This window comes from Flavobacterium urocaniciphilum, assembly GCF_900110615.1.
Taxonomy (GTDB): Bacteria; Bacteroidota; Bacteroidia; order Flavobacteriales; family Flavobacteriaceae; genus Flavobacterium; species Flavobacterium urocaniciphilum.
Map to the genome: position 1 here is coordinate 369,287 of NZ_FOEI01000001.1, position 20,912 is coordinate 390,198.

General features: G+C 28.9%; 17 protein-coding genes. 1 reads left to right on the forward strand and 16 read right to left on the reverse strand.

Features of this window, described 5'->3' with window-relative positions:
- Window positions 1–35: 35 nt before the first annotated feature.
- The 14 genes from BMY86_RS01790 to BMY86_RS01855 form a co-directional block, all read right to left on the reverse strand.
- Window positions 36–473: a Fur family transcriptional regulator gene (locus BMY86_RS01790; RefSeq protein WP_091464400.1), complete on the reverse strand. Its 438-nt coding sequence runs from the start codon at window positions 471–473 to the stop codon at window positions 36–38.
- A gap of 87 nt (window positions 474–560) precedes the next feature.
- A complete protein-coding gene (locus BMY86_RS01795) occupies window positions 561–1,247 on the reverse strand; it encodes a hypothetical protein (RefSeq protein ID WP_091464403.1) in 687 nt (228 codons plus the stop codon).
- 8 nt (window positions 1,248–1,255) lie between these two features.
- Window positions 1,256–3,475, reverse strand: a complete 2,220-nt coding sequence (locus tag BMY86_RS01800; RefSeq protein WP_091464406.1) for a RelA/SpoT family protein — start codon at window positions 3,473–3,475, stop codon at window positions 1,256–1,258.
- A gap of 84 nt (window positions 3,476–3,559) precedes the next feature.
- Complete coding sequence (locus tag BMY86_RS01805) at window positions 3,560–5,089, reverse strand: serine hydrolase (protein WP_091464409.1); 1,530 nt, start codon at window positions 5,087–5,089, stop codon at window positions 3,560–3,562.
- A gap of 61 nt (window positions 5,090–5,150) precedes the next feature.
- Window positions 5,151–5,939: a TrmH family RNA methyltransferase gene (locus BMY86_RS01810; protein ID WP_091464410.1), complete on the reverse strand. Its 789-nt coding sequence runs from the start codon at window positions 5,937–5,939 to the stop codon at window positions 5,151–5,153.
- Window positions 5,940–6,052: 113 nt separating this feature from the next.
- Complete coding sequence (locus BMY86_RS01815; RefSeq protein ID WP_091464413.1) at window positions 6,053–7,366, reverse strand: amidohydrolase family protein; 1,314 nt, start codon at window positions 7,364–7,366, stop codon at window positions 6,053–6,055.
- Complete coding sequence (locus BMY86_RS01820; protein WP_091464415.1) at window positions 7,366–10,383, reverse strand: amidohydrolase family protein; 3,018 nt, start codon at window positions 10,381–10,383, stop codon at window positions 7,366–7,368. The genes BMY86_RS01815 and BMY86_RS01820 overlap by 1 nt, the downstream gene beginning before the upstream one ends.
- Before the next feature lie 45 nt (window positions 10,384–10,428).
- On the reverse strand, window positions 10,429–11,370 hold the full coding sequence (locus BMY86_RS01825) for a hypothetical protein (protein ID WP_091464417.1): 942 nt from the start codon (window positions 11,368–11,370) through the stop codon (window positions 10,429–10,431).
- A complete protein-coding gene (locus tag BMY86_RS01830) occupies window positions 11,370–12,701 on the reverse strand; it encodes a DUF58 domain-containing protein (protein WP_091464418.1) in 1,332 nt (443 codons plus the stop codon). The genes BMY86_RS01825 and BMY86_RS01830 overlap by 1 nt, the downstream gene beginning before the upstream one ends.
- A gap of 16 nt (window positions 12,702–12,717) precedes the next feature.
- Window positions 12,718–13,740 carry an AAA family ATPase gene (locus tag BMY86_RS01835; protein WP_394332550.1) on the reverse strand — a complete coding sequence of 341 codons (1,023 nt, stop codon included), beginning with the start codon at window positions 13,738–13,740 and terminating at the stop codon, window positions 12,718–12,720.
- Window positions 13,741–13,749: 9 nt separating this feature from the next.
- Window positions 13,750–14,967 (reverse strand): DUF4350 domain-containing protein, encoded by a 1,218-nt coding sequence (locus tag BMY86_RS01840; protein ID WP_091464421.1) that lies wholly within the window; start codon window positions 14,965–14,967, stop codon window positions 13,750–13,752.
- Window positions 14,968–14,969: 2 nt separating this feature from the next.
- A complete protein-coding gene (locus BMY86_RS01845) occupies window positions 14,970–15,722 on the reverse strand; it encodes a hypothetical protein (protein ID WP_091464423.1) in 753 nt (250 codons plus the stop codon).
- The gene (locus BMY86_RS01850; RefSeq protein WP_091464425.1) at window positions 15,712–16,653 is read right to left on the reverse strand and encodes a hypothetical protein; all 942 of its coding nucleotides are present in this window, start codon (window positions 16,651–16,653) and stop codon (window positions 15,712–15,714) included. Before BMY86_RS01850 ends, BMY86_RS01845 begins: the two co-directional genes overlap by 11 nt.
- Window positions 16,637–17,614: a stage II sporulation protein M gene (locus tag BMY86_RS01855; protein WP_091464427.1), complete on the reverse strand. Its 978-nt coding sequence runs from the start codon at window positions 17,612–17,614 to the stop codon at window positions 16,637–16,639. The genes BMY86_RS01850 and BMY86_RS01855 overlap by 17 nt, the downstream gene beginning before the upstream one ends.
- Window positions 17,615–17,634: 20 nt before the next feature.
- Between BMY86_RS01855 and BMY86_RS01860 the strand changes: the two genes are divergently transcribed.
- Window positions 17,635–18,375: an RDD family protein gene (locus BMY86_RS01860; RefSeq protein WP_091464429.1), complete on the forward strand. Its 741-nt coding sequence runs from the start codon at window positions 17,635–17,637 to the stop codon at window positions 18,373–18,375.
- A 14-nt stretch (window positions 18,376–18,389) separates the two neighbouring features.
- On the opposite strand, the gene BMY86_RS01865 is transcribed toward BMY86_RS01860, so the two are convergent.
- Both BMY86_RS01865 and BMY86_RS01870 read right to left on the reverse strand, forming a co-directional pair.
- Window positions 18,390–19,079 carry a hypothetical protein gene (locus BMY86_RS01865; RefSeq protein WP_091464432.1) on the reverse strand — a complete coding sequence of 230 codons (690 nt, stop codon included), beginning with the start codon at window positions 19,077–19,079 and terminating at the stop codon, window positions 18,390–18,392.
- Between the two features lie 36 nt (window positions 19,080–19,115).
- Complete coding sequence (locus tag BMY86_RS01870; RefSeq protein WP_091465565.1) at window positions 19,116–20,906, reverse strand: T9SS type B sorting domain-containing protein; 1,791 nt, start codon at window positions 20,904–20,906, stop codon at window positions 19,116–19,118.
- Between the last annotated feature and the right edge of the window lie 6 nt (window positions 20,907–20,912).

The following is a 20,912-nucleotide window of genomic DNA, read 5'->3' on the forward strand; positions in this document are numbered from 1 at the left end:
AACTAATTTAGCTTAGGGTTAATTTAGTTGTTTTATTATTTATTCTTTGTTCCGTAAAAATATAAGGAATGATTTTCAATACTAATCCCGAACATTTCTTCCATTGTTTGTTTGATTTGTTGGATACGTGGATCACAAAATTCAATTACTTCACCAGTATCGGTTAAAATAATGTGATCGTGTTGCTTGTCAAAATATGATTTTTCGTAATGTGCTTGGTTTTGACCAAACTGATGACGACGTACTAATTTACATTCTAACAATAATTCAATTGTGTTGTATAAAGTTGCACGAGAAACACGATAATTTTTGTTTTTCATTTTGATGTACAAAGATTCGATATCAAAATGTTCTTGATTTTCGTATATTTCTTGAAGTATCGCATAACGTTCAGGCGTTTTACGATGCCCTTTTTCTTCAAGGTATTTTGTAAAAACGTTTTTTACCGTTTCTTGATTTTGGTTGTTATCCATTTGGTTTTTAAATGAAAGATTTGCAAAGATAATGAAAGTTAGAAGTTTGCAATTAGAAGTTAGAAGTTTTTTTACTTTTAATTCTAATTATTCTGTTTTATGTTCTTCTTCTGAGTTGTTAATTGAATTAGATTCAAAAAATAATTCCCAAATTTTTGAATTTAAATGTTCAGCCATTTGATCAAGTCTATATTCACCATTTCTAATTAAAGATTGACCATTTGGTTTTATTATTAAAAAGGAGCCACATAGAATAGATTTTTTAAAGTAATTTGTTCTGAAATAATTATTTTCATCAACAAAAAAATTATCAATTTTTTTATAGTTTGAAATATCTATCCCATTTTCAAACATATAAATTACTTTAGAATTTTTATATTTTCGTTCAACAATTGATTTCTGTTCTTTTATGAAATTAGAAAAATATGAATTATTTACTTCAATCTGATTTTTTTCATTAAAAAAGGTTCTGTCATTTTTATAAAAATATTGAATAAAAAAAATAGTTGAATCTTTTACTTTTAATTTCTTATTCTGTGGTAAAATCTTGCTTATAGTATCGTAATTTGATTTTATAGTTTCATACAATGGTGCAGTTATTTGATAAACAGTACCGCTATCTTTTTTTACTCTAAACTCCATTGCATTATTAGGGTAAGTTTTTATAAGATAATGAAAATTTGAATTTTTTCCATTTGGGTCTAAATTGTATTGTTTGTTTTGTGCAATTGAAATATTTGTTAATAATAAAATTAAATAGAGTACTTTTTTCATATAAATTATTAATTATTATAAACTCTTGTAACTTTATCTATACCGTCTACTTTTTTAATGTTTTCCATTAATTTTTTCAAAATAGTATTGTTTTGAACAACTACGGTTACTTGACCATTAAAAATTCCAGCTTCCGAACTTAAACTAATACTTTGAATGTTAACATGCATTTGGTTAGAAATAACTTTTGTTAATTCATTAGTTAATCCTAAAACATCCATTCCAGTAATTTTAATGATGGCTTTAAAATCTTCTTGGCTAGAATCGATCCATCTTGCAGGAATAATTCTATACGCAAAATTCGATTGCATGCTTATGGCGTTCGGACAATCTGTTTTATGAACTTTGATACCTTCATTTATTGTGATGAAACCGAATACATTATCACCAGGAATAGGGTTACAACAAGGAGATAATTTATAATCCAATTTATTTTGTTCGACTCCAAATACTAATAAATCGAATTTTTTGGTTATTTCATTAGCATTGATTCTTTCTTCATTAACATTCGGATTACGCTTAATTGTTTTCTTAAAGAAATTTACAAGAGTATTGTTCTTTTGATTAGCATAATCTCTTAATTGTTGGTTTTCAATAGCTCCAATTCCAACACGGTAAAATAAATCTAAACTTGTTTGAAGTTTGAAATAATTCACCAATTCGTTAACCGTACTTTCGTTTAAGTTAATTTTTAAGTGACGTAATTTACGTGCCAAAATTTCTTTTCCGTCTTCGCCAATTTTTTTGACATTTTCGTTAAGAACATTTTTGATTTTATTTTTAGCCCTTGAAGTGGTTACATAATCTAACCATTGTAATGTTGGTTTTTGGTTTACGGAAGTGATAATTTCAACTTGATCACCACTGTTTAACACATGATTAAGTGGAACAAGTTTTCCATTTACTTTTGTTCCGCGTGTTTTTACACCAATTTCTGAGTGAATGCTAAAAGCGAAATCTAAAGAAGTAGCACCTTTTGGTAACGATTTGATTTCACCTTTCGGAGTGAAAACATAAATTTCTTTAGCATATAAATTCAGTTTGAAATCTTCTACAAAGTCAACCGCATTATTATTGGCGTTTTCTAAAGCTTCTTTTAGTTGATTTAACCAAATCTCTAAGCTATTTTCTTCAGTAGCACCATTTTTATATTTGTAATGCGCAGCATAACCTTTTTCAGCAATTTCATCCATACGTTCACTTCGAACCTGAATCTCTACCCAACGACCCATTGGTCCCATTGCTGTAATATGCAACGCTTCGTAACCAGTCGATTTTGGTGAAGAAATCCAATCGCGTAAACGACTCGGACTCGGACGATAATGATCCGTAACAACAGAATATATTTTCCAAGCTAAGAATTTTTCATCATGTAGATTGGATTTATAGATAATTCTAAGCGCAAATTTATCGTAAACTTCATCAAAAGAAACGCCTTGAGCTTTCATTTTTCTTCTGATGGAATAAATTGATTTTGGTCGACCTTTAATGATAAAATCAATTCCTTCTTCTGTCATCGATTTACTTAATACATCCGAAATCGATTTGATATAAGCGTCTTGTTCTTCTTTGGTTTCTTTTATTTTACTAACAATATCTGCATACACATCTGGTTCTGTATATTTTAAACCTAAATCTTCTAATTGCGATTTGATATTATATAATCCTAAACGATGGGCGAGTGGTGCATAAATGTACAAGGTTTCCGAAGCAATTTTAGCTTGCTTGTAATCGGCCATTCCGTCCATAGTTTGCATGTTGTGTAATCTATCTGCAATTTTGATAAGAATTACACGTACATCATCATTTAATGTCAGTAACATTTTGCGGAAGTTTTCCGCTTGTAAAGATATTTCTTGGTCGTTTTTAACTTTAGGAATTTTTGTTAATCCTTCTACAATTTTTGCAATTTTAGGATTGAACATTTTTTCTATATCCGAAATAGTAATATCTGTATCTTCTACCACATCATGAAGTAGGGCAGCAGCAATGGCAGTTGAGCCTAACCCAATTTGTGAAGCTACAATTTTAGCCACAGCAATTGGATGGAAAATATAAGCTTCTCCAGATTTTCTTCGTTGATCGCTATGTGCTTCTACAGCTACATCAAAAGCTTTACGTATTAGTTTTTTATCTTCATCTGTTAGGTTTTGATAACTAATACGAAGTAACTCTTTATATTCTTTAGCTATTGCTTTGTTTTCAGCTTCTAAATCTATCTCTGTCATATTCAATTTTTGATGTATATAAAAATACTGCGAAAAATTTATATAACAAAAAAAAGCGTTCATTTTTAGAACGCTTTTGTTAAATTATTTTTTATTGAAGTCCAAATCTTGAAAATCGTAACTAAAATCTGTCAATTCCGAGATAGGAACCATTTTAATATTGGTGTAATTTTCTGAAAAAGTAATCAATGCATCGGCGTTAAAACTTCTATTGAACCACTTTACAGCAAAAGTATTGTCTTTGTAATAGAAAATCTCTCCAGCCAATTGTGGAGAACGCTCCGAATTGAAATACATTTTGCCTTTTTTCTCTGTAATTGTAATGTTTCCGAACCAGTTGTCTTTATATGTACCAATATAGTTTTTAGCATCAATTTTGACTTTATTCTTTTTGTTTTCTGCAATTTTAGCCCAAACTTCTTTTGTAACTTTATCTGCTTCAGCAATATTGTTTTTTTCTCTATCGCTATACATCTTAACGTAATCTCTGTATTCGATATTTAAATATGCATCTTTAATTGTACTCGTAATAGCATTAAAAGCAGCACCAGATTGTTGATTGGTTAACACTACAATCCCTAAATTTAATTCAGGAATAAGCGTTACTTGTGTTACAATTCCTTCTAAACCACCCGTATGAGTTACTTGTTTGTAACCTTTTACATCACTTAAAAACCAACCTAAACCATAACCAGAAAAATGTGTAAAATATGGCTCCCTCGTTCTAGCCGGAATAATGGTTTGCAATTGCCACATTTCGTTATGTTGTGCTTCAGAAAACATTTTATTTTCTTTATTTGCACCATATTTTCCTCCTTGTAATTGCATAATCATCCATTTACTCATGTCGTTTACAGAAGAATAAATTCCAGCAGCCGCATCAAAAGTTTGGTTTTTGTATCGTGAAATAACTTTTAACTTACCATCTGTTGGTACGTGAGGATCAATGATATTTGTGGTGTCTTTTAAACGTAAAAATGAACCAGCACTATTATTCATTTCCAACGGTTTCATGATTCTGTTTTCAATGAAATCACACCAAGATAATCCACTTACTTTTTCAATAACTTCACCGGCTACAATGTATAATAAATTGTCGTAATCGTATTTCGTTCTGAAATCGGATACAGGTTTTAAATATTGTAAATTTTCAATAATATCTTTAGGTTTGAAATTACTTCCGTCAGGCCAAATCATTAAATCTCCAGCACCTAAGCCTAATCCACTTCTATGAGTAACTAAATCACGAACCGTAAATTCCTTCGTAACATAATCGTTATACATTTTAAAATTTGGAAGATATTTTACCACTTTATCATCCCATTTCATTTTGCCTTCATCCACTAACATGGCTATGGCAGCAGTTGTGAATGCTTTACTATTAGAAGCTACACCGAATAGGGTGTTGCCATCCACTTTATCTTTTTTAAGAATCGATTTTACTCCATAACCTTTACTATGAATCACTTTTCCGTCTTTTACTACAGCTACCGCAATTCCTGGAACGTTAAAAGCTTTTAAAGTGTTTTCTGCAACTTCGTCTATTTGTTTTTCAGTAATTTGAGAAAAACCACAGAATGTAGTTAGAAGTGTAATTAAGAATATTTTTTTCATTTGTTTATATGTTAATAGTTGATGTTTTTTGGCAAATTGACATATTGAAAATTGGCACATTTTAAAACCCTCTTTGTCTTTTTGCTTCGAATAATAAAATGGCTGCTGCAACCGAAACATTCATCGAATCGATAATACCCTGCATTGGAATGTTGATGTTTTTGGTTGAATTTTGACGCCAAATTTCTGTAATTCCTGTAGCTTCTGTTCCAACAACTAAAGCTGTTGGTGCATTATAATTTTCTGTATGATACGTTGCCGAATCTTGTAACGTAGCACAATAAATTTTAATATTTTTTTCTTTTAAAAATGAAATTGCTTCTTCTGAAGTGGCTACTGCAATTTGTCTGGTGAATAAACAACCCACACTTGAACGTACAATATTCGGATTGTACATATCCGATTTCGGATTCGCAATAATAACCGCATCAATATTCGCAGCATCAGCAGTGCGCAAAATGGCACCTAAATTTCCAGGTTTTTCTAATCCTTCTGCGACTAAAATTAATGGATTTTCAGATAATTTTAAATCGGATAATTGTAAAGATTTGGTTTTCGCTACAGCAATAATTCCTTCTGTAGAATCACGATAAGCTAATTTTTGATAAACTTCTTTAGAAATTTCTATTAATTCAACTTGTTGAGAAGTCAGATTTTTGATTTGATTTTCTGAGATGATTTCCGGTAAAAACAAAATCGTTTCTAATTCGTAGCCACCTTTTACAGCCAATTCAATTTCACGTTGTCCTTCAATAATAAATGTACCCGATTGTTTTCGAGCTTTCGCTTTATCTTGCAATAAAACTAAGTTTTTAATAAACGGATTTTGAATGGATGTGATTTGCTTCATTTTGTTGAACTAAGTTGCTGAGAATCTATGTGACAAAGTTATCTTTTTTAGTAATAAAAACAAAGTCGCAAAACGATTGGCTTTGCGACTTTGTAAAGGTATGTATATTTTAATTATTGTTTCACTTCCGACTTTGTACTTTGTCCTTCATACTTATCCTTATATCTTTCGTATAATACCGTTTGGTGACTTTCTAAACTAATTTGTCTTCCGTCAATAAAAGCATGCGTTAATTTATTTGATTTCATATCCAAAGCATCACCTTCTGAAATGAATAGGGTAGCACTTTTACCAGCTTCTAACGTTCCGTATTTCGCATCAATTCCTAATATTTTTGCCGTATTAGAAGTGATTAATTTCAAAGCGTCTTCTTTGTTCATTCCCCAAGCAGCACATGTTCCAGCATAAAAAGGAATATTACGCGTTTGCATACGCTCCATGTCTCCTGAGTTTTCTAAACCAACTACAATTCCTTTATCCGTTAATATTTTAGCAATTTTGTAGGGTAAATTCACATCTTCATCTTCAGAATTGGGCACATCATGAATTCTTCTTAATAAAACCGAAACATTATTTTCTTTCAATAAATCGGTAATTTTATGAGCGTTATAACCTCCAATAATGACTAATTTTTGAATATTGTTTTTCTTTTTAAATAAGATGATATCGGTTATTTCTTTTTCACCATTGGCGTTTACATATAATGTTTTACTTCCATTTTGTAATCCATTCATTGCTTCGTAAGGAATGTCTTTAACTTTCTTATCCGAATTCGCATAAGCTAACGCTTTATCAAAAAATAATTGAATCGCTTTTGTTTGTTCGTCGTATTTTTTATTTGGTTCAATTCCGCCTGGTTCAGCCCACCAACCTAATCGTGCATAACTGCTTGGCCAACGCATGTGAATTCCGTCATTTTCTCTAACAACCGCATCTTCCCAATTCCAAGCATCTAATTGAACTACTGATGAAGTTCCAGAAATTCTTCCGCCACGAGGCGTTACTTGAGCTAACAATACACCGTTTGGTCGTGCCGATTCAGTGATTTTTGATTCAGAATTATAAGCGATAATACTTCTTATATGTGGATTAAATTCACCGATTTCACTTTCATCATCTGAAGCACGAACCGCATCAATTTCTACTAATCCTAAAGTTGAATTGGGTGCAATAAAGCCAGGATAGATATGTTTTCCATATGCATCAATAACAATATCGTGTTTGGCTGGACGCACTAAAGTTCCATCTATTACAGTAGCAATTTTTCCATCTATGATAGAAATTAAACTGTTTTCTTGAATTTTACCATTACCTAAATGTGCTGTTCCACCCATAATTAAAATGGATTTTGTTTGCTTAGGTGCTGGTGTTTGTTGTGCAAAACTTACAAGTGAAGTTAATGCTAATATATAAGTTAGTTTTTTCATTAGTTGTTGTATTTAGCGTGGAATACTCTACATTTTTCTCCCAAAGTATCACAGTGGTAATGACCAGTTGATTTCTTTTTAGGTTCTTGTGTTTTTAAGCCTTTATTTTTGGCATCTAACATTAAATTGATTAATTCATTTCTTTCTTTTTGAACTAATTCATTTTTAGAATTTTCTTGATCGATGTCGAAGAAAATAATTCCATCTACAACCGTTTTTTCAGCTTTAGCATAAATCGTTAATGGATTGTCTGACCAAAGTACAACATCGGCATCTTTTCCAATTTTAATACTTCCTACTTTATCATCTACTTGTAATAATTTTGCAGGATTTAAGGTTACAAAATTCCAAGCTTGTTCTTCTGTAACGCCTCCATATTTTAAAGTTTTTCCAGCTTCTTGATTTAATCTTCTCGACATTTCAGCATCATCTGAGTTAATAGAAACTGTTACACCCACATTATTCATTAAAGCGGCATTATATGGAATCGCATCATTTACCTCGTATTTATAAGCCCACCAGTCTGCAAATGTAGAACCACCAACTCCGTGTTTAGCCATTTTATCGGCTAATTTATATCCTTCTAAAATGTGTGTAAACGTTTGAATTTTGAAGTTATATTTTTCTGCCACTTTCATTAACATGTTTATTTCTGATTGAACATAAGAGTGACAGGTAATAAAACGTTTTTTGTTTAAAATCTGACTCAACGTTTCTAATTCGATATCAAATCGTGGAGGAGTTTTTCCTTTACTTGAAGCTTTGTATGCATCCCATTCTTTTTGATATGCAAGAGCTCTAGAGAAGTAATCTTCATAAACTTGTTCTACACCCATTCTTGATTGAGGGAAACGTAGTCTTTCGTTATCACCCCAATTCGATTGCTTAACATTTTCACCTAAAGCAAATTTGATGTATTTTGGAGCACTTGGAACTAACATTTCATCAGGATTATAACCCCATTTTAATTTAATAAATGCTGCACGACCACCAATAGGATTGGCAGATCCATGTAATAAATTTGCTGATGTAACTCCACCGGCTAAATTTCTATAAATGTTGATGTCTTCAGAGTTTACAACGTCTTCTATTGTTACTTCAGCAGAAGAATTTTGTCCGCTTTCATTAACCCCATTAGAAATAGCAATATGAGAATGTTCATCAATAATTCCGGCAGTTAAGTGTTTTCCTGTAGCATCTATAACTTTTCCTTTTTGAGGTAAGTTTTTCCCAATTTTGACGATTTTTCCGTTTTCAATTAAGACATCGGTTTCTTTTAATATTCCGTCTTTTTCACCAGTCCAAACCGTAGCATTTTTAAATAAAATGGTTTCTTGTTTTGGTTTTGAAGAATTTCCAAAAGCCATATTTGGGAAAGTCACAGGATAAAAAACAGGTGTTTTTTTCTCGTCTTTTTTCTCTTCTTTTTTAACTTCAGAAGTTGTTGTTTTTTTAATAGCCGACCAAGAAACTTCTTTTCCGTTTTCTAAAATTGCTTTTCCAGATAAACTTGTTTCCGATTTTAATCCTGAAATTCTAATGAACTTAGAGGCTAATGTATCTTTACTTTTAACAACCATTGTTATCCATGGTTCGTTGTAGGTAAGTTTTGTTCCAAATTCTAATTTGTCTTGAGAAATTTTTGCTTCTAATTTTGATACTTCACCATCGATTGATAAATCGTATTTAACATTATCTAACGTTAAATCGTATTTTCCTCTAATATCTGATGGTTGAATTTTTTCAATTACAAAACGGTTTCCTTGAACCCAGTTTTCTTGAATAGTACTTTTTGTTTCGAAAATATCACCACTTACAATAATGAAGTTGGCTAAATTTCCTTTTTTTAACGAACCAACATTGTTTTGATTAGCAATTTTTGCAGGAATTTCAGTTAATGATGCAATTGCTTTTTCTTTTGGAAAACCTAATTCTACTGCTTTTCTTAAATTCGCTAAAAAGTCTTTTGGATTTTTTAAATCGGCTGTTGTTAAAGCAAAATTGATATTGTTTTCAGCTAAAACTTTTAAGTTGTATGGTGCTTGATTCCAGAATTTCATATCTGATAAAACTACTTGTTCTGCTAAGAAAGAATCAGAAACATCGTAAGCATCCGGAAAATTGATTGGAATAAGTAAAGTAGCATTAGTTTTCTTCAGTTCTTCAATACGCTCTAATTCGTTTCCGCTACCTTTGATGATATAATTTACACCAAATTCATCTCCAATTTTATCCGCTCTAAGAATGTTTAATTTATCTCCAGCGGTAAAAATTTGTAGTAAGTTTTTATTCTGATTGAATGCTTCTAATGAACCATCTTTTGTTTTAGAACCACCAGCTGCATACCATTTTGCATCATGATATAACTGGCGAATTAAAGCCATACTTCCCATTAATGATGATGGGTAAGCTTGAGCAGATAATGAACTTTTTCTAAAAGTGAAATGTTGTGATATTTTTTTATTTAAAATACGCGTTCCATTATTTTCAGCATCGTTTAATGTCCAAAGTAACCCCGTACCAGCTACAATTCCGTCGTTATTAAAACTTAAAACGGTTCCGAAACCAATTTCTCTTAAATCTTTAGCTGTTTTATCGTCATAATTTAAATTATCAGATGCGTTAAAATCGGCTCTAATATGATCGTTCCAATAGTAACCATTTCTTTCTGAATCATATTGTGGTGATCTTGAATTTCTTGGTTTTGCTTGTGGTTTTTGAATACCAAATTCTGTGTACAAATCTATAAATGATGGATAGATTGTTTTTCCTGTTGCATCAATAATTGTTGCTTCTTTAGGAATTGCAATTTGAGCACCAATTTCTAGGATTTTATCATCTTTAATTAAAATGGTTGCTTTATCAATTCTTGTTGTTGAAGATGTGTAAACAGTTGCATTTGTTACAGCTACAACATTTTTGAAGGTTTGTTTCACACCATCATTTTTTGGAAAATAATCTTGGGCAAAACTTAAATTAATAGTCAGTAAAACTATTAAGAGTTTAAATATTCGCATAGTATAGTTTTTAGTTTGTTAAAAATAACAATTAAATTCAAAAAACTACTTTTTAATAAGATTTTTAACAGTTGTTATGTTTAGTGGAAATTCTAAAATAACGTGACTTAAACTCAATAAATACAGCCAATATAAACCGGTATTATAATTATAGATGTACAATAAAATAGATAGTACCCAAATTATAAGAATAATTGAAATTTTAGTTTTTGATGTTTTATGCCATTGAATTATGGATGTTTTAGAAAACCAATTCAAATAATGATACGTATAAGCAAAAGTAATGAATTGCATTATTCTTATACCGAAACTGGAAAAATAGATATCCTGACTCGCTAATATTTCTTTATTGAAAATTTTGAATACAGCATTATTGAGTTCTTCAAATGGAATATATTTATTTTGAATATCTTCCATAAAAAAAGCTGAATTCATGTTGTCTGTTAATAATAAGAAACTCGTTACAATAAATACAATAAATGTTAGTAACGACAGCTTATTCCTCGTTTTTAGAAATCCAGAAAGAATAAAAATTCCGGTAAAAATAAACACATGAATTAACGATGGAAGGAATATTGAAAAAGCGATGTGAAAACCTTTTCTGAAATAATACGCTATTGTAAATCCAATACAAATAAATAGAATAAACTTCCAATTTTTATGTAGTTTTTCGTTTTGTGTTGAATTAAAAATTGCAACTAAAAAGGTAAAAAATATGAGAAACGGAATATAAGTTTTTAAAAAAGTTAAACTCGAAATGTAAACAATACTTCCAATTAAAAGTATAGGAACGAATAAATAGAATACATTGTTTTTATGATTTAGAAAATAATTGCGTTGTTGTAACCAATTGATTTCTGTAAGATAATGAAGCGGACCTAAAAAAGCATATACCGCAAGAAATGTTTGAAAAGGTAATTTATAAGCAAAAATTCCAGAAAGCAGAATTAGAAAAATATTGAGTATGTCAATATTCAGTTTTGGCATTATAAAATTCCTCTTGCTTTAATTTCTAAATATTGGTTAATCGTGTCAATAGTTAAACTTTCTGGTTGCGTTAATAATGCATAAATACCGTATTTTCTTAATTCGTTTACGATTAAACGTTTTTCAAAATCGAATTTTTCAGCAATAACTTTATCGTAAACTTCTTGGATGTTTTCTGCTTTTTTGTGAATTAAATCATTCAATTCAGTATTTTTAAAGAAAACAACCATTAATAGATGATTTTTCGCAATTCCTTTTAAATAAGGTAATTGTCGATTTAAACCATCTAATGTTTCAAAATTGGTATATAAAACTATTAAACTTCGTTGATTGATATGTTTTTTAACATCTACATACAAACGACTAAAATCGCTTTCGAAAAAGTTGGTTTTGATATTGTATAAATTTTCTAATATCAAATTCATCTGATTGCTTCTTCTTTCGGCAACAATTCTATTTTCAACTTTTTTAGAAAAGGCAAACATACCTGCTTTATCATTTTTCTTTAAAATTACATTTGATAAAACTAATGTTGCATTAATCGCATAATCTAATAAACTTAAGCCGTTAAAAGGCATTTTCATCACACGACCTTTGTCAATTACCATGTAAACGTTTTGTGATTTTTCGTCTTGAAACTGATTAATCATCAAAGCATTTTTCTTTGCTGTAGCTTTCCAGTTAATAGTTCTAATATCATCACCTTGAACATATTCTTTAATTTGTTCAAACTCCATAGTATGACCAATTCTTCTAATTTTTTTCAATCCGTGTTGGAATAATTTATTTGAAAAAGCTATCAGATCATATTTTCTCAATTGAATATAGGAAGGATAGGTTGGAACCATTTGACCATTATCAAAAGTATATCTTCTGGCAATTAATCTTAAAGGTGAATTGGTATAAATATTAAGGTTTCCGAAAGAATATTCACCTCTTTCAGTTGGTCTTAGAAAATATTGAATATCGGTTTTGTCTTGTGATTTAATTTTCTTTTTTATGGAAAAATCTCTAACCTGAAATTGAAATGGAATTTCATCCACAATATTCACTAAAATAGGGAAGGTGTATTGGTTGGAAATTTTTAAAATTATTTCATTTTCATCACCATTAGATAGTTTTTCAGGTGTGGTTCTGTTTGCTTTTATTTTTTCACCAGAAGCAAATAAAATAAGAAAATCAATACTTGTGAAAGTCATTAAAATGAAAAACAAATACCAACTTGCCGAATATAATGCAGGAAAAAAGAATGAAAGTATAAAACAAGTAATGACTCCCATTAAACAATAGAAGAAAAAGTTATTGATATATGTTTGTTTGAACAGTTTCATACTTTTAAATTAATTTTTATCTTGGAATTTCTACAGAATCAACGATTTGTTTAATAATTTCTGCAGCACTAATTCCTTCCATTTCTCTTTCTGGTGTTACTACAACACGATGTTGTAATACTGGAATTGCAGCTTCTTTAATATCTTCAGGAGTTACAAAATCACGACCTTTTATAGCTGCAAATCCTTTTGAAGCATTTAAAATAGCAATTGATGCCCTTGGTGAAGCTCCTAAATATAAAAACGGATTTTCACGAGTATTTAATACCACTTTTGCGATGTATTCAATTAAGTTTGGTTCAATAATAATTTGTTTTAAAATACCTTGAAACTCTTTAATTTGACTTTTTGAAAGAACAGTTGCTACATCAGCCATTTTGTTTCTGTCTTGTAATTCATTTTCCTTTTGAAGAATGATAATTTCTTCAGATAAATTAGGATAATCGATGTTTATTTTGAATAAGAAACGGTCTAATTGCGCTTCTGGTAAACGATAAGTTCCTTCTTGTTCAATTGGATTTTGAGTAGCAATTACTAAAAAGGGTTCGTCCATTTTATAACAATTTCCATCCACTGTTATTTGTCTTTCTTCCATAACTTCAAACAAAGCTGCTTGTGTTTTGGCAGGAGCACGGTTAATCTCATCAATTAAAATGAAATTAGAAAAAACGGGACCTTTTTTAAATTCGAAGCTCGACTTAGATAAATCAAATACTGAAGTTCCAATAATATCTGAAGGCATTAAATCTGGTGTAAACTGAATTCTACTAAAATCCAACGCCATCGATTTTGAAAGTAATTTGGCAGTTAATGTTTTAGCAACTCCAGGAACACCTTCTAATAAAATATGTCCGTTTGCTAAAATAGAAACAATTAATTGATCAACCATTTTATGTTGTCCAACAATTACTTTTCCTAATTCGTAACGAATTTTATCTACACTTGTTTTTAAAGGTTCAAGATTGATACGTGATTGAAAATTTACATTTTCATTGTTTTCGTTCATTTCGTTCATTTCGTTTGATTCAAATGATTCCATATTTTATAACTATAAATTAAGTTTTTCGATTAGTGTATTTAATTCAACCAAATCCTTTTCGACAATAATTGAACTATTTTTAATGTAATTTATTTTGTTGATTATCTTGATAATATCAGCTTTTTCCTTGGATGTTTTTTGATGTAAACGATTGATAAAAGTTTCATCTAAAACGGTAGTATCTAAATAATAATCCTTTCTAATTTTTTCTAAGAAATAAACAATTTTCTTGTCGGCTATATCTTTATGATTTTTTTCTAAAAAGTATAAATTTCCGATGGTTTTTGCGAATTCAACAGTAGTATTTTTTACTGGTTCTGAAATTGGAATAATACGTTGTCTTCTTTTAGCATTAAACAACATAAAAATTAATATTCCGATTAATCCGAAATACCAAGCCCATTTTAATCCAGGTTGACTAAAAATAAATCGTAAAGGGTTACTAGAAATTGAACTTTCTTCAATACCATCTACATTCCAATAAATGTTTTTAGAATCAATATGAGAACAAACCGATTCGATATATTTAAAATTATTTTTAAGTAAATAATAATTCGTAAATGCTATGGGTTGTAGATGTAATAAAAATTTTCCTTTTCCATGTTTAACTTCAATATAATTAGGTAAAATGTATTTTCTATCAACCAAATTTCCTAAAATTTTAGTAGTTGTTTTATCAAATTTGTGAAAATAAAAATCTTTAGCGCCTTTTTCAAAAGGATAATAAATATCTTGATTTACAAGTGCATTTTTAAAAGGTAAATTGTCAGAATTTTTTAAATGAACTTCGAATTTTAAACTATCGCTTAATACTTCAGAAAAATTGGTAGCACTGATAAAAATTGTATTTCCTTCACGAGCAAATTTTAATAATTCTTCCATTGAAGATTTATCAAATTTATTTAATTCAGAAATTGCGAAAACCGTTCCTTTTTTACTAGTATTTGTATTATATGAAGTAATAGTATCACCTTCTGTAATAACTTGTGTAAACACCATATCTTTATTAAAAAACTCATAAGGTGTTTCCGAAAACTTTTCTAAATTTTGGTTTTTAAAAAGTGATTTCGATTCTTCATTGAATACTTTTAATCCAAATGGAATTTTATCGTTTAATCCAAAAGTTGCATTCCAATTGATTGGTTTCGTTTTATTGGAATCAGCAAAAATGATTAATGCTAAAACAAAGACCAAAAAGAAAATTAATATTTTAATATTTTTACTCATAATTATCTAATCTGAATGGCGTTTACAAAATGGTTTTCTGCTTTAGAAAAATCTTCTTGAGTTAATTCGAATTCTCCATACCAACAATAATCATAGATATAAGAAAGAAATTCAAATTCTTTTTTAAGTTCTGCATTTTTTATTTCGTATAAATAATCGGAATTTGTTTTTTCGATATCCCATTCAATTATAGTTCTATCCGATAAAGATTTTAACAACCATAAATAATAATATCTCGTAGCAATTCGGTAATCGTTAGTAGCTTTTGCTTTAGCAATTACGTCTTTAAAGTTGATAAAATGAATGTTTTCTTCGTTCATTTCACCTACATTAATTTTTTTAGTATTTCTACTGAAAACCCAACCGCCTTCTTTATTAATCAGTAATTTAACAATTAAGAAAATTACAAATCCAATAATTGCGAAACCAAGAATTTTAAAAATTATTTCTAAAGTTGAAAAAGTTTTACCATTATTTGAAAAGCTAAATAAACGATCAAAAAAATCAGATATTTTTTTCTTAAATCTGTCCCAAGCTGTTTGATGTTTGTTTTCTAATTTCGTTTCGTAATCATAATCTTTTCCAGAATATTTAGATTGGAAATCTTTTTCAAAATTCTTTTCTTTTGGTTTTTCTTCTTTATAATATTGAGTATTTTCTTTAGTTTGAATAACTAAAGAATCAACTTCTTTTTGAGCAAAAGAAATGGTTATAGAAAATAGAAAAAATAAAATGTAGATGAATTTATTCTTCATTGCTTCCAATTAAATCAATTTCAGATAATTTACTTGTGTTTTCCGTTTCATCAATTCTTGTATAATACATAATTCCTTGATTAACGAAAATTATATTTTGCAATAAATAATTTAAGCTGATACTTAAAATGAAAGTTAAAGCAACCATAACCATGATGAATGTAAAGCTTTCAGGTAAGTTTTCTGTTTTTTGAGTTTCAATATTGAAAAGTAAACTAAAAATTCCTGCAAAATAGGGTATGAAAGAAATTACAGTTACAACCGTATTTACAATCATGTAAATGATCATAGTAGAACCAATTAAAGGCCAAGGTTTTTTAATGAATAATTTATAACCTTTACTTATAGAAGTAAAATAGCCATCGTTTGTGGAAATATAGTTGTAATATGCAAAAGAAAGACAAATTAACATTGCAGGAAAAACCAACATTAGTAATGGAATTCCAACAATAATAAAGAACAGTAACATGCATAAAAACAATAATGCAATACAAATTGGAAGCATGGTAATTCCAGTCAATAAAAAGAAAACGATAGATTTTCCTAGTTTAGATTGAATAAAATTCCACAAGTTTTTGGTGTTCGTTTCTTCGTTTTTCTCAATTAATTTTAAATAAGCAATTGGATATAAATGACTAATTAATGTTAGAATTAATATTAAAACAAAAGCTCCAATACCATATCCGATGAAAAGTGTTAGGTTTTCTTCGAAATAATTTTCTATTATTAGATTATTATTAATTGTACCATTTGCAAATAAGCCATCATAAAACACTTTCATAAAAAAGTATAATAAAACGATTAAAACCAATAGAATTCCTCCGTTTATAGCTAAATAATTGGCAAAATAATTTTTTCCGTGAATTTTAAAAAAGTTAAAAGTATCACCAATTATTTCATTAAAATTTCTGTTTTTATATAGTTGGAACATTCGCTTTAATTTTACGATTTACAATGAATGGATACATTAAATAATAGAAGCTTATAATAAATAATGTAGTTAAGATGATTCCAACACTTAGCCAATTTGGCATGTCAATAGAATAACGCGTAATGTAACCTTCTAAGAAACCTGCAGCAATGGTAAATGGAAACGTACTTAAAAATATTTTAAATGTATTTTTAAAACCAATTTTAAAAGAATTTAAACGAGAATACGTTTTAGGAAATAAGATGCTTGCTCCTAAAGCAAAACCACAAGCTGCTTCAATAACAATAGCAAAAATTTCCATAGAACCATGAATCCAAATTCCTCTTACACTTTCCCAAAATACATTTTGTTGGTAAAAGAAATATTGAAAAGAACCTAACATGATACAGTTTTGAAGATAAATGTAAAACGTACCAATTCCGAAAAAGATACCGTAGAAGTAAGATTTAATTCCTACAAATAAATTATTAAACGTAATTCCAATAAAGCTTCCCCAATTGCTGCCCGATTTATAAATGGCAACAGGATTTCCTTTTTTGATGTTTTCTAACGTTTGGTTTACATATCCATCAGAAAGAATTAAACGCACAAAAGAATCGTCAGAATGAGCAGAAACAACTCCAATTCCAACTAATAAGAAAAACAAAATAAACGAATACAATACATATCTTCTGTATTCATAAACCAACATTGGAACTTCTTCTTTAAAGAAAAAAGCCAATCTATTAGTGTCTTGTCTTTTGGTTTTGTAAATTTTTTGATACGTTTGTGAAGCCAAATGATTTAGGTAAACTACCGTTTTACTTTTAGGGTAATAGGTTTGAGCATAAGACAAGTCGTTAACTAAATGTATATACAAATTAGCTAAATCATCAGGATTTTTTTTAGTTTTACCAAAAATTGCTTGCTCAAAGTCGAGCCATTTTGGTTTATTTTGTTTAATAAATGCTACTTCTCTCATGAAGTGCTAAAATATAAATTATGAATCAATTATCCATAACAACAACACAAAATGTTAATATAAATTTTACAGCAGCAAGTGTTGGAGATAGAATGATTGGACAAATCCTTGATAATCTGGTTAAAATAGCATATGTAATAGTTTTCTCATATTCTATAGATTATTTAGGATTGGAAAAATATTTAGATTTTAAAGATCCATGGTCGTCTGCTGCGATATTAATTTTATTGTTATCGCCGGTAATTATCTATAGTTTGATTCAAGAAAGTTTATGGGAAGGACAAACTGTTGGTAAAAAAATCATGAAAATGAAAGTCATAAAAATTGATGGTTACCAAGCCAGTTTTGGTGATTATTTAATTCGTTGGTTATTTAGAAATATTGATGTTTTAATTGGTGGTGGCGTTATAGGTTTGATTTTTATTGCAACGAACAAGAAAAACCAAAGATTAGGAGATATGGCTGCAGGAACGGCTGTTATTTCTTTAAAAAATAAGATAAACATTAATCATACAATTCTGCAAGAATTACAAGACGATTATGTGCCTGTTTATCCTGAAGTTATCAAGCTTTCAGATAACGATATGCGAATCATTAAAGATACTTTTGAAACGTGTTTAAAAGGAAAAGATTATGTTACAATTTCTAAAATGAGAAAGAAAATAATTGATGTAACAGGTTTAAAATATGATTCGAATACCGATGTTGAATTTATTAGAACCGTACTTAAAGATTATAATTACTACACTAGAAATATGTAATGATTAATTAAAAATCAATTTGATTGTTTACAATATTCTAATGTAATTTCATTTGATGACTCAATTGATCCATGAAATAAGGAATAATTATTATTTGAAATATTTAATAATTCAACTCTAGTTAATTTATTTTTATTGTTAATTGTGTCTGAAAAAAACTGAATTTTAAAATTATACTTTTTATTTTCTTTCAAATTTGTTTCAGATAAATAATAATTGTCTTTTGGTAAATTAATTGCAATTTCAAAGTTTTTTACTTCTTTAGGATGAAGAGCAAAATTCTTATTTTCAAAAAAGGAATTATAATTTTTTAAATTATAATTATAACGTTTTAATTTCACTAAATCTCTAGCAATTAATTTTTCAGTTAAAAGATAATTTTCAAAATTTGAATTATCGAAATGTGAGAATTTTAAATTTTTATTCCCATCTGAAATTACAAAATTGACATTATCAATAATTAATCCGTCTTTAATTAAATATTTGTTTTCAAATTTAGGACTTATTTCAGAAGCATTGAAGTAATATGTTTTATTGGAATTGTTTATTAATTTAAATTTGATTATTTCATTGGTTGAATTATTGCAATCAAAACTTAGTTTTTTATTTAATATAATTAATTCAATATCTTTTTGTTCTTTTTTTTCACAAGAAGAAATTATTATGCTAAAACAGATCGAAAAAATAACTTTTGCTAATTTCATATTCCAATAATTACTATTTTTTAGAATAACGAAATTTTATCTTTTTAAGTATAAATACCCATTCAACGGATTAGGATAATTTTCATCATTTAAATACAAAATATAGTAGTAAGTAGCGCCTGGTGATTTATCTTCACCAATTGCATGATTTACCGAACCATCCCAATCTGGTTTATTATTATCGCCTGTCCAAATTAATCTTCCCCAACGGTTGTAAACTTCTAATTTAAAATTCAAGAAAATATCACGTAATCCTGCAATATAGAAAACATCATTTAATCCATCTCCATTAGGTGAAACAGCATTGTAAACGATTGGCGGACAGTTGTAGGAATTCAATTGAAAGCTTGTTATGGAATAACAGCCATCAGTGTTTTCAATTCGTACCCAAATAGTTTTTGGTGTGGTTACTGCTTCATAATTACTAAGAATAAGAATTGGATTTATTTCTGCATTAGCATCTGATTCAGTTTCGTAAAATGTAACTTCATCTGTTGTATTTACTTTAATACTTTCTTCATATGCTGAAAAATCAAAAATAGCACGTGTCAATCCTAAATTACAACTTTGAATATTGTTTGGAATATTAAATTCAGGTGAAACTAATAAACGTATTGGAAGAGTAAAAGTATTATTGCTTTCTGAAATCTCATTGTAAATTCCAGTTCCATTTCCAGTATCATCAACTGCTGCAATTAAATTGAATTGTAATGGGATAGAAGCTGGAATAGTTAAAGTTATTGTTCCACTTTCAGAACCATCAATTGGAATAATATTTTGTGTAAATGCCGAACCAATTACTACTCCGTCTGCGTAGAATGTTATAGGTGTGTTAGCTAATAAATCGGCGGTAGAATTGAAATTTGTAATGGTGTAATTTAATGTTAATTCCCTCGAATTACAAGTAGGAGCTGAATTTGTAAAGGTAATTCTTGCATCGGGTAATTGACTGTTTAATTTGGTTACAATGGCATTTACCATTACATAATCTTGAAAAGAAGTCAATTGAATTAATGCCGAAGTATCACCCACATTTATATTGTTTTGAATATTATAAATATCCAAGTCCATATTGTATAATTGATTGGAACCTGTTACCGAATTCGTGCTGTTAAAAGCGTTGTTAGCAGGATTTAAAGGCGGATTACTTAAAATATTACCATTAATACGTAAACTTTCATTATTTGCAATTCCTGAATCGCCTTCCCAAGCTAAAAAACCGATTTTAGCATCAACATTATCAATAACATTTAATGCATTAAGTGGAACATCTAAATAATTTTGTAAAACAGAAACGACTTGCATTCCGTCATAAACATTTAATTGATTTAAAGGTAAAGCAGTATTTTTATAGACTACAATTAAAGCCCAACCTGCAAAATTAGTTCTGTTTTGAAAATGATGATTTATAAATGAATTTACATCTAAATCAGATAAAGTATAAACGCCATTTCCAGTGGCTTGTACTTGAGCAGTAACATCGGCAAAAGCACTGAAAAAATTGAAAATAATTCCTTGGTCTAAAATATTTGAAAAAGTTCTAGTAGCTGTTATGTCAGTTCCGTTAAGTTTAACATCAAAATCACCCGTTCCGCAACCAGCCCAATATAAATATGCTGCTTCAATATTATCTCCAGTATTTAAACTTAAAGAAGCACTAGAAGTAGTAAAAATGGATGGCGCAGCTTGAAAAGAATTTTCTGCAGGATTAAGTGTGTTTCCCACAAAAGTAAAATCATATCTTCCATTAAATTGGCTGTATAAACCAATGTTTTGCGAAAAACTCAATTGAAAAATAAACAAAATAAATACAAGTAGTTTTTTCATCAAATG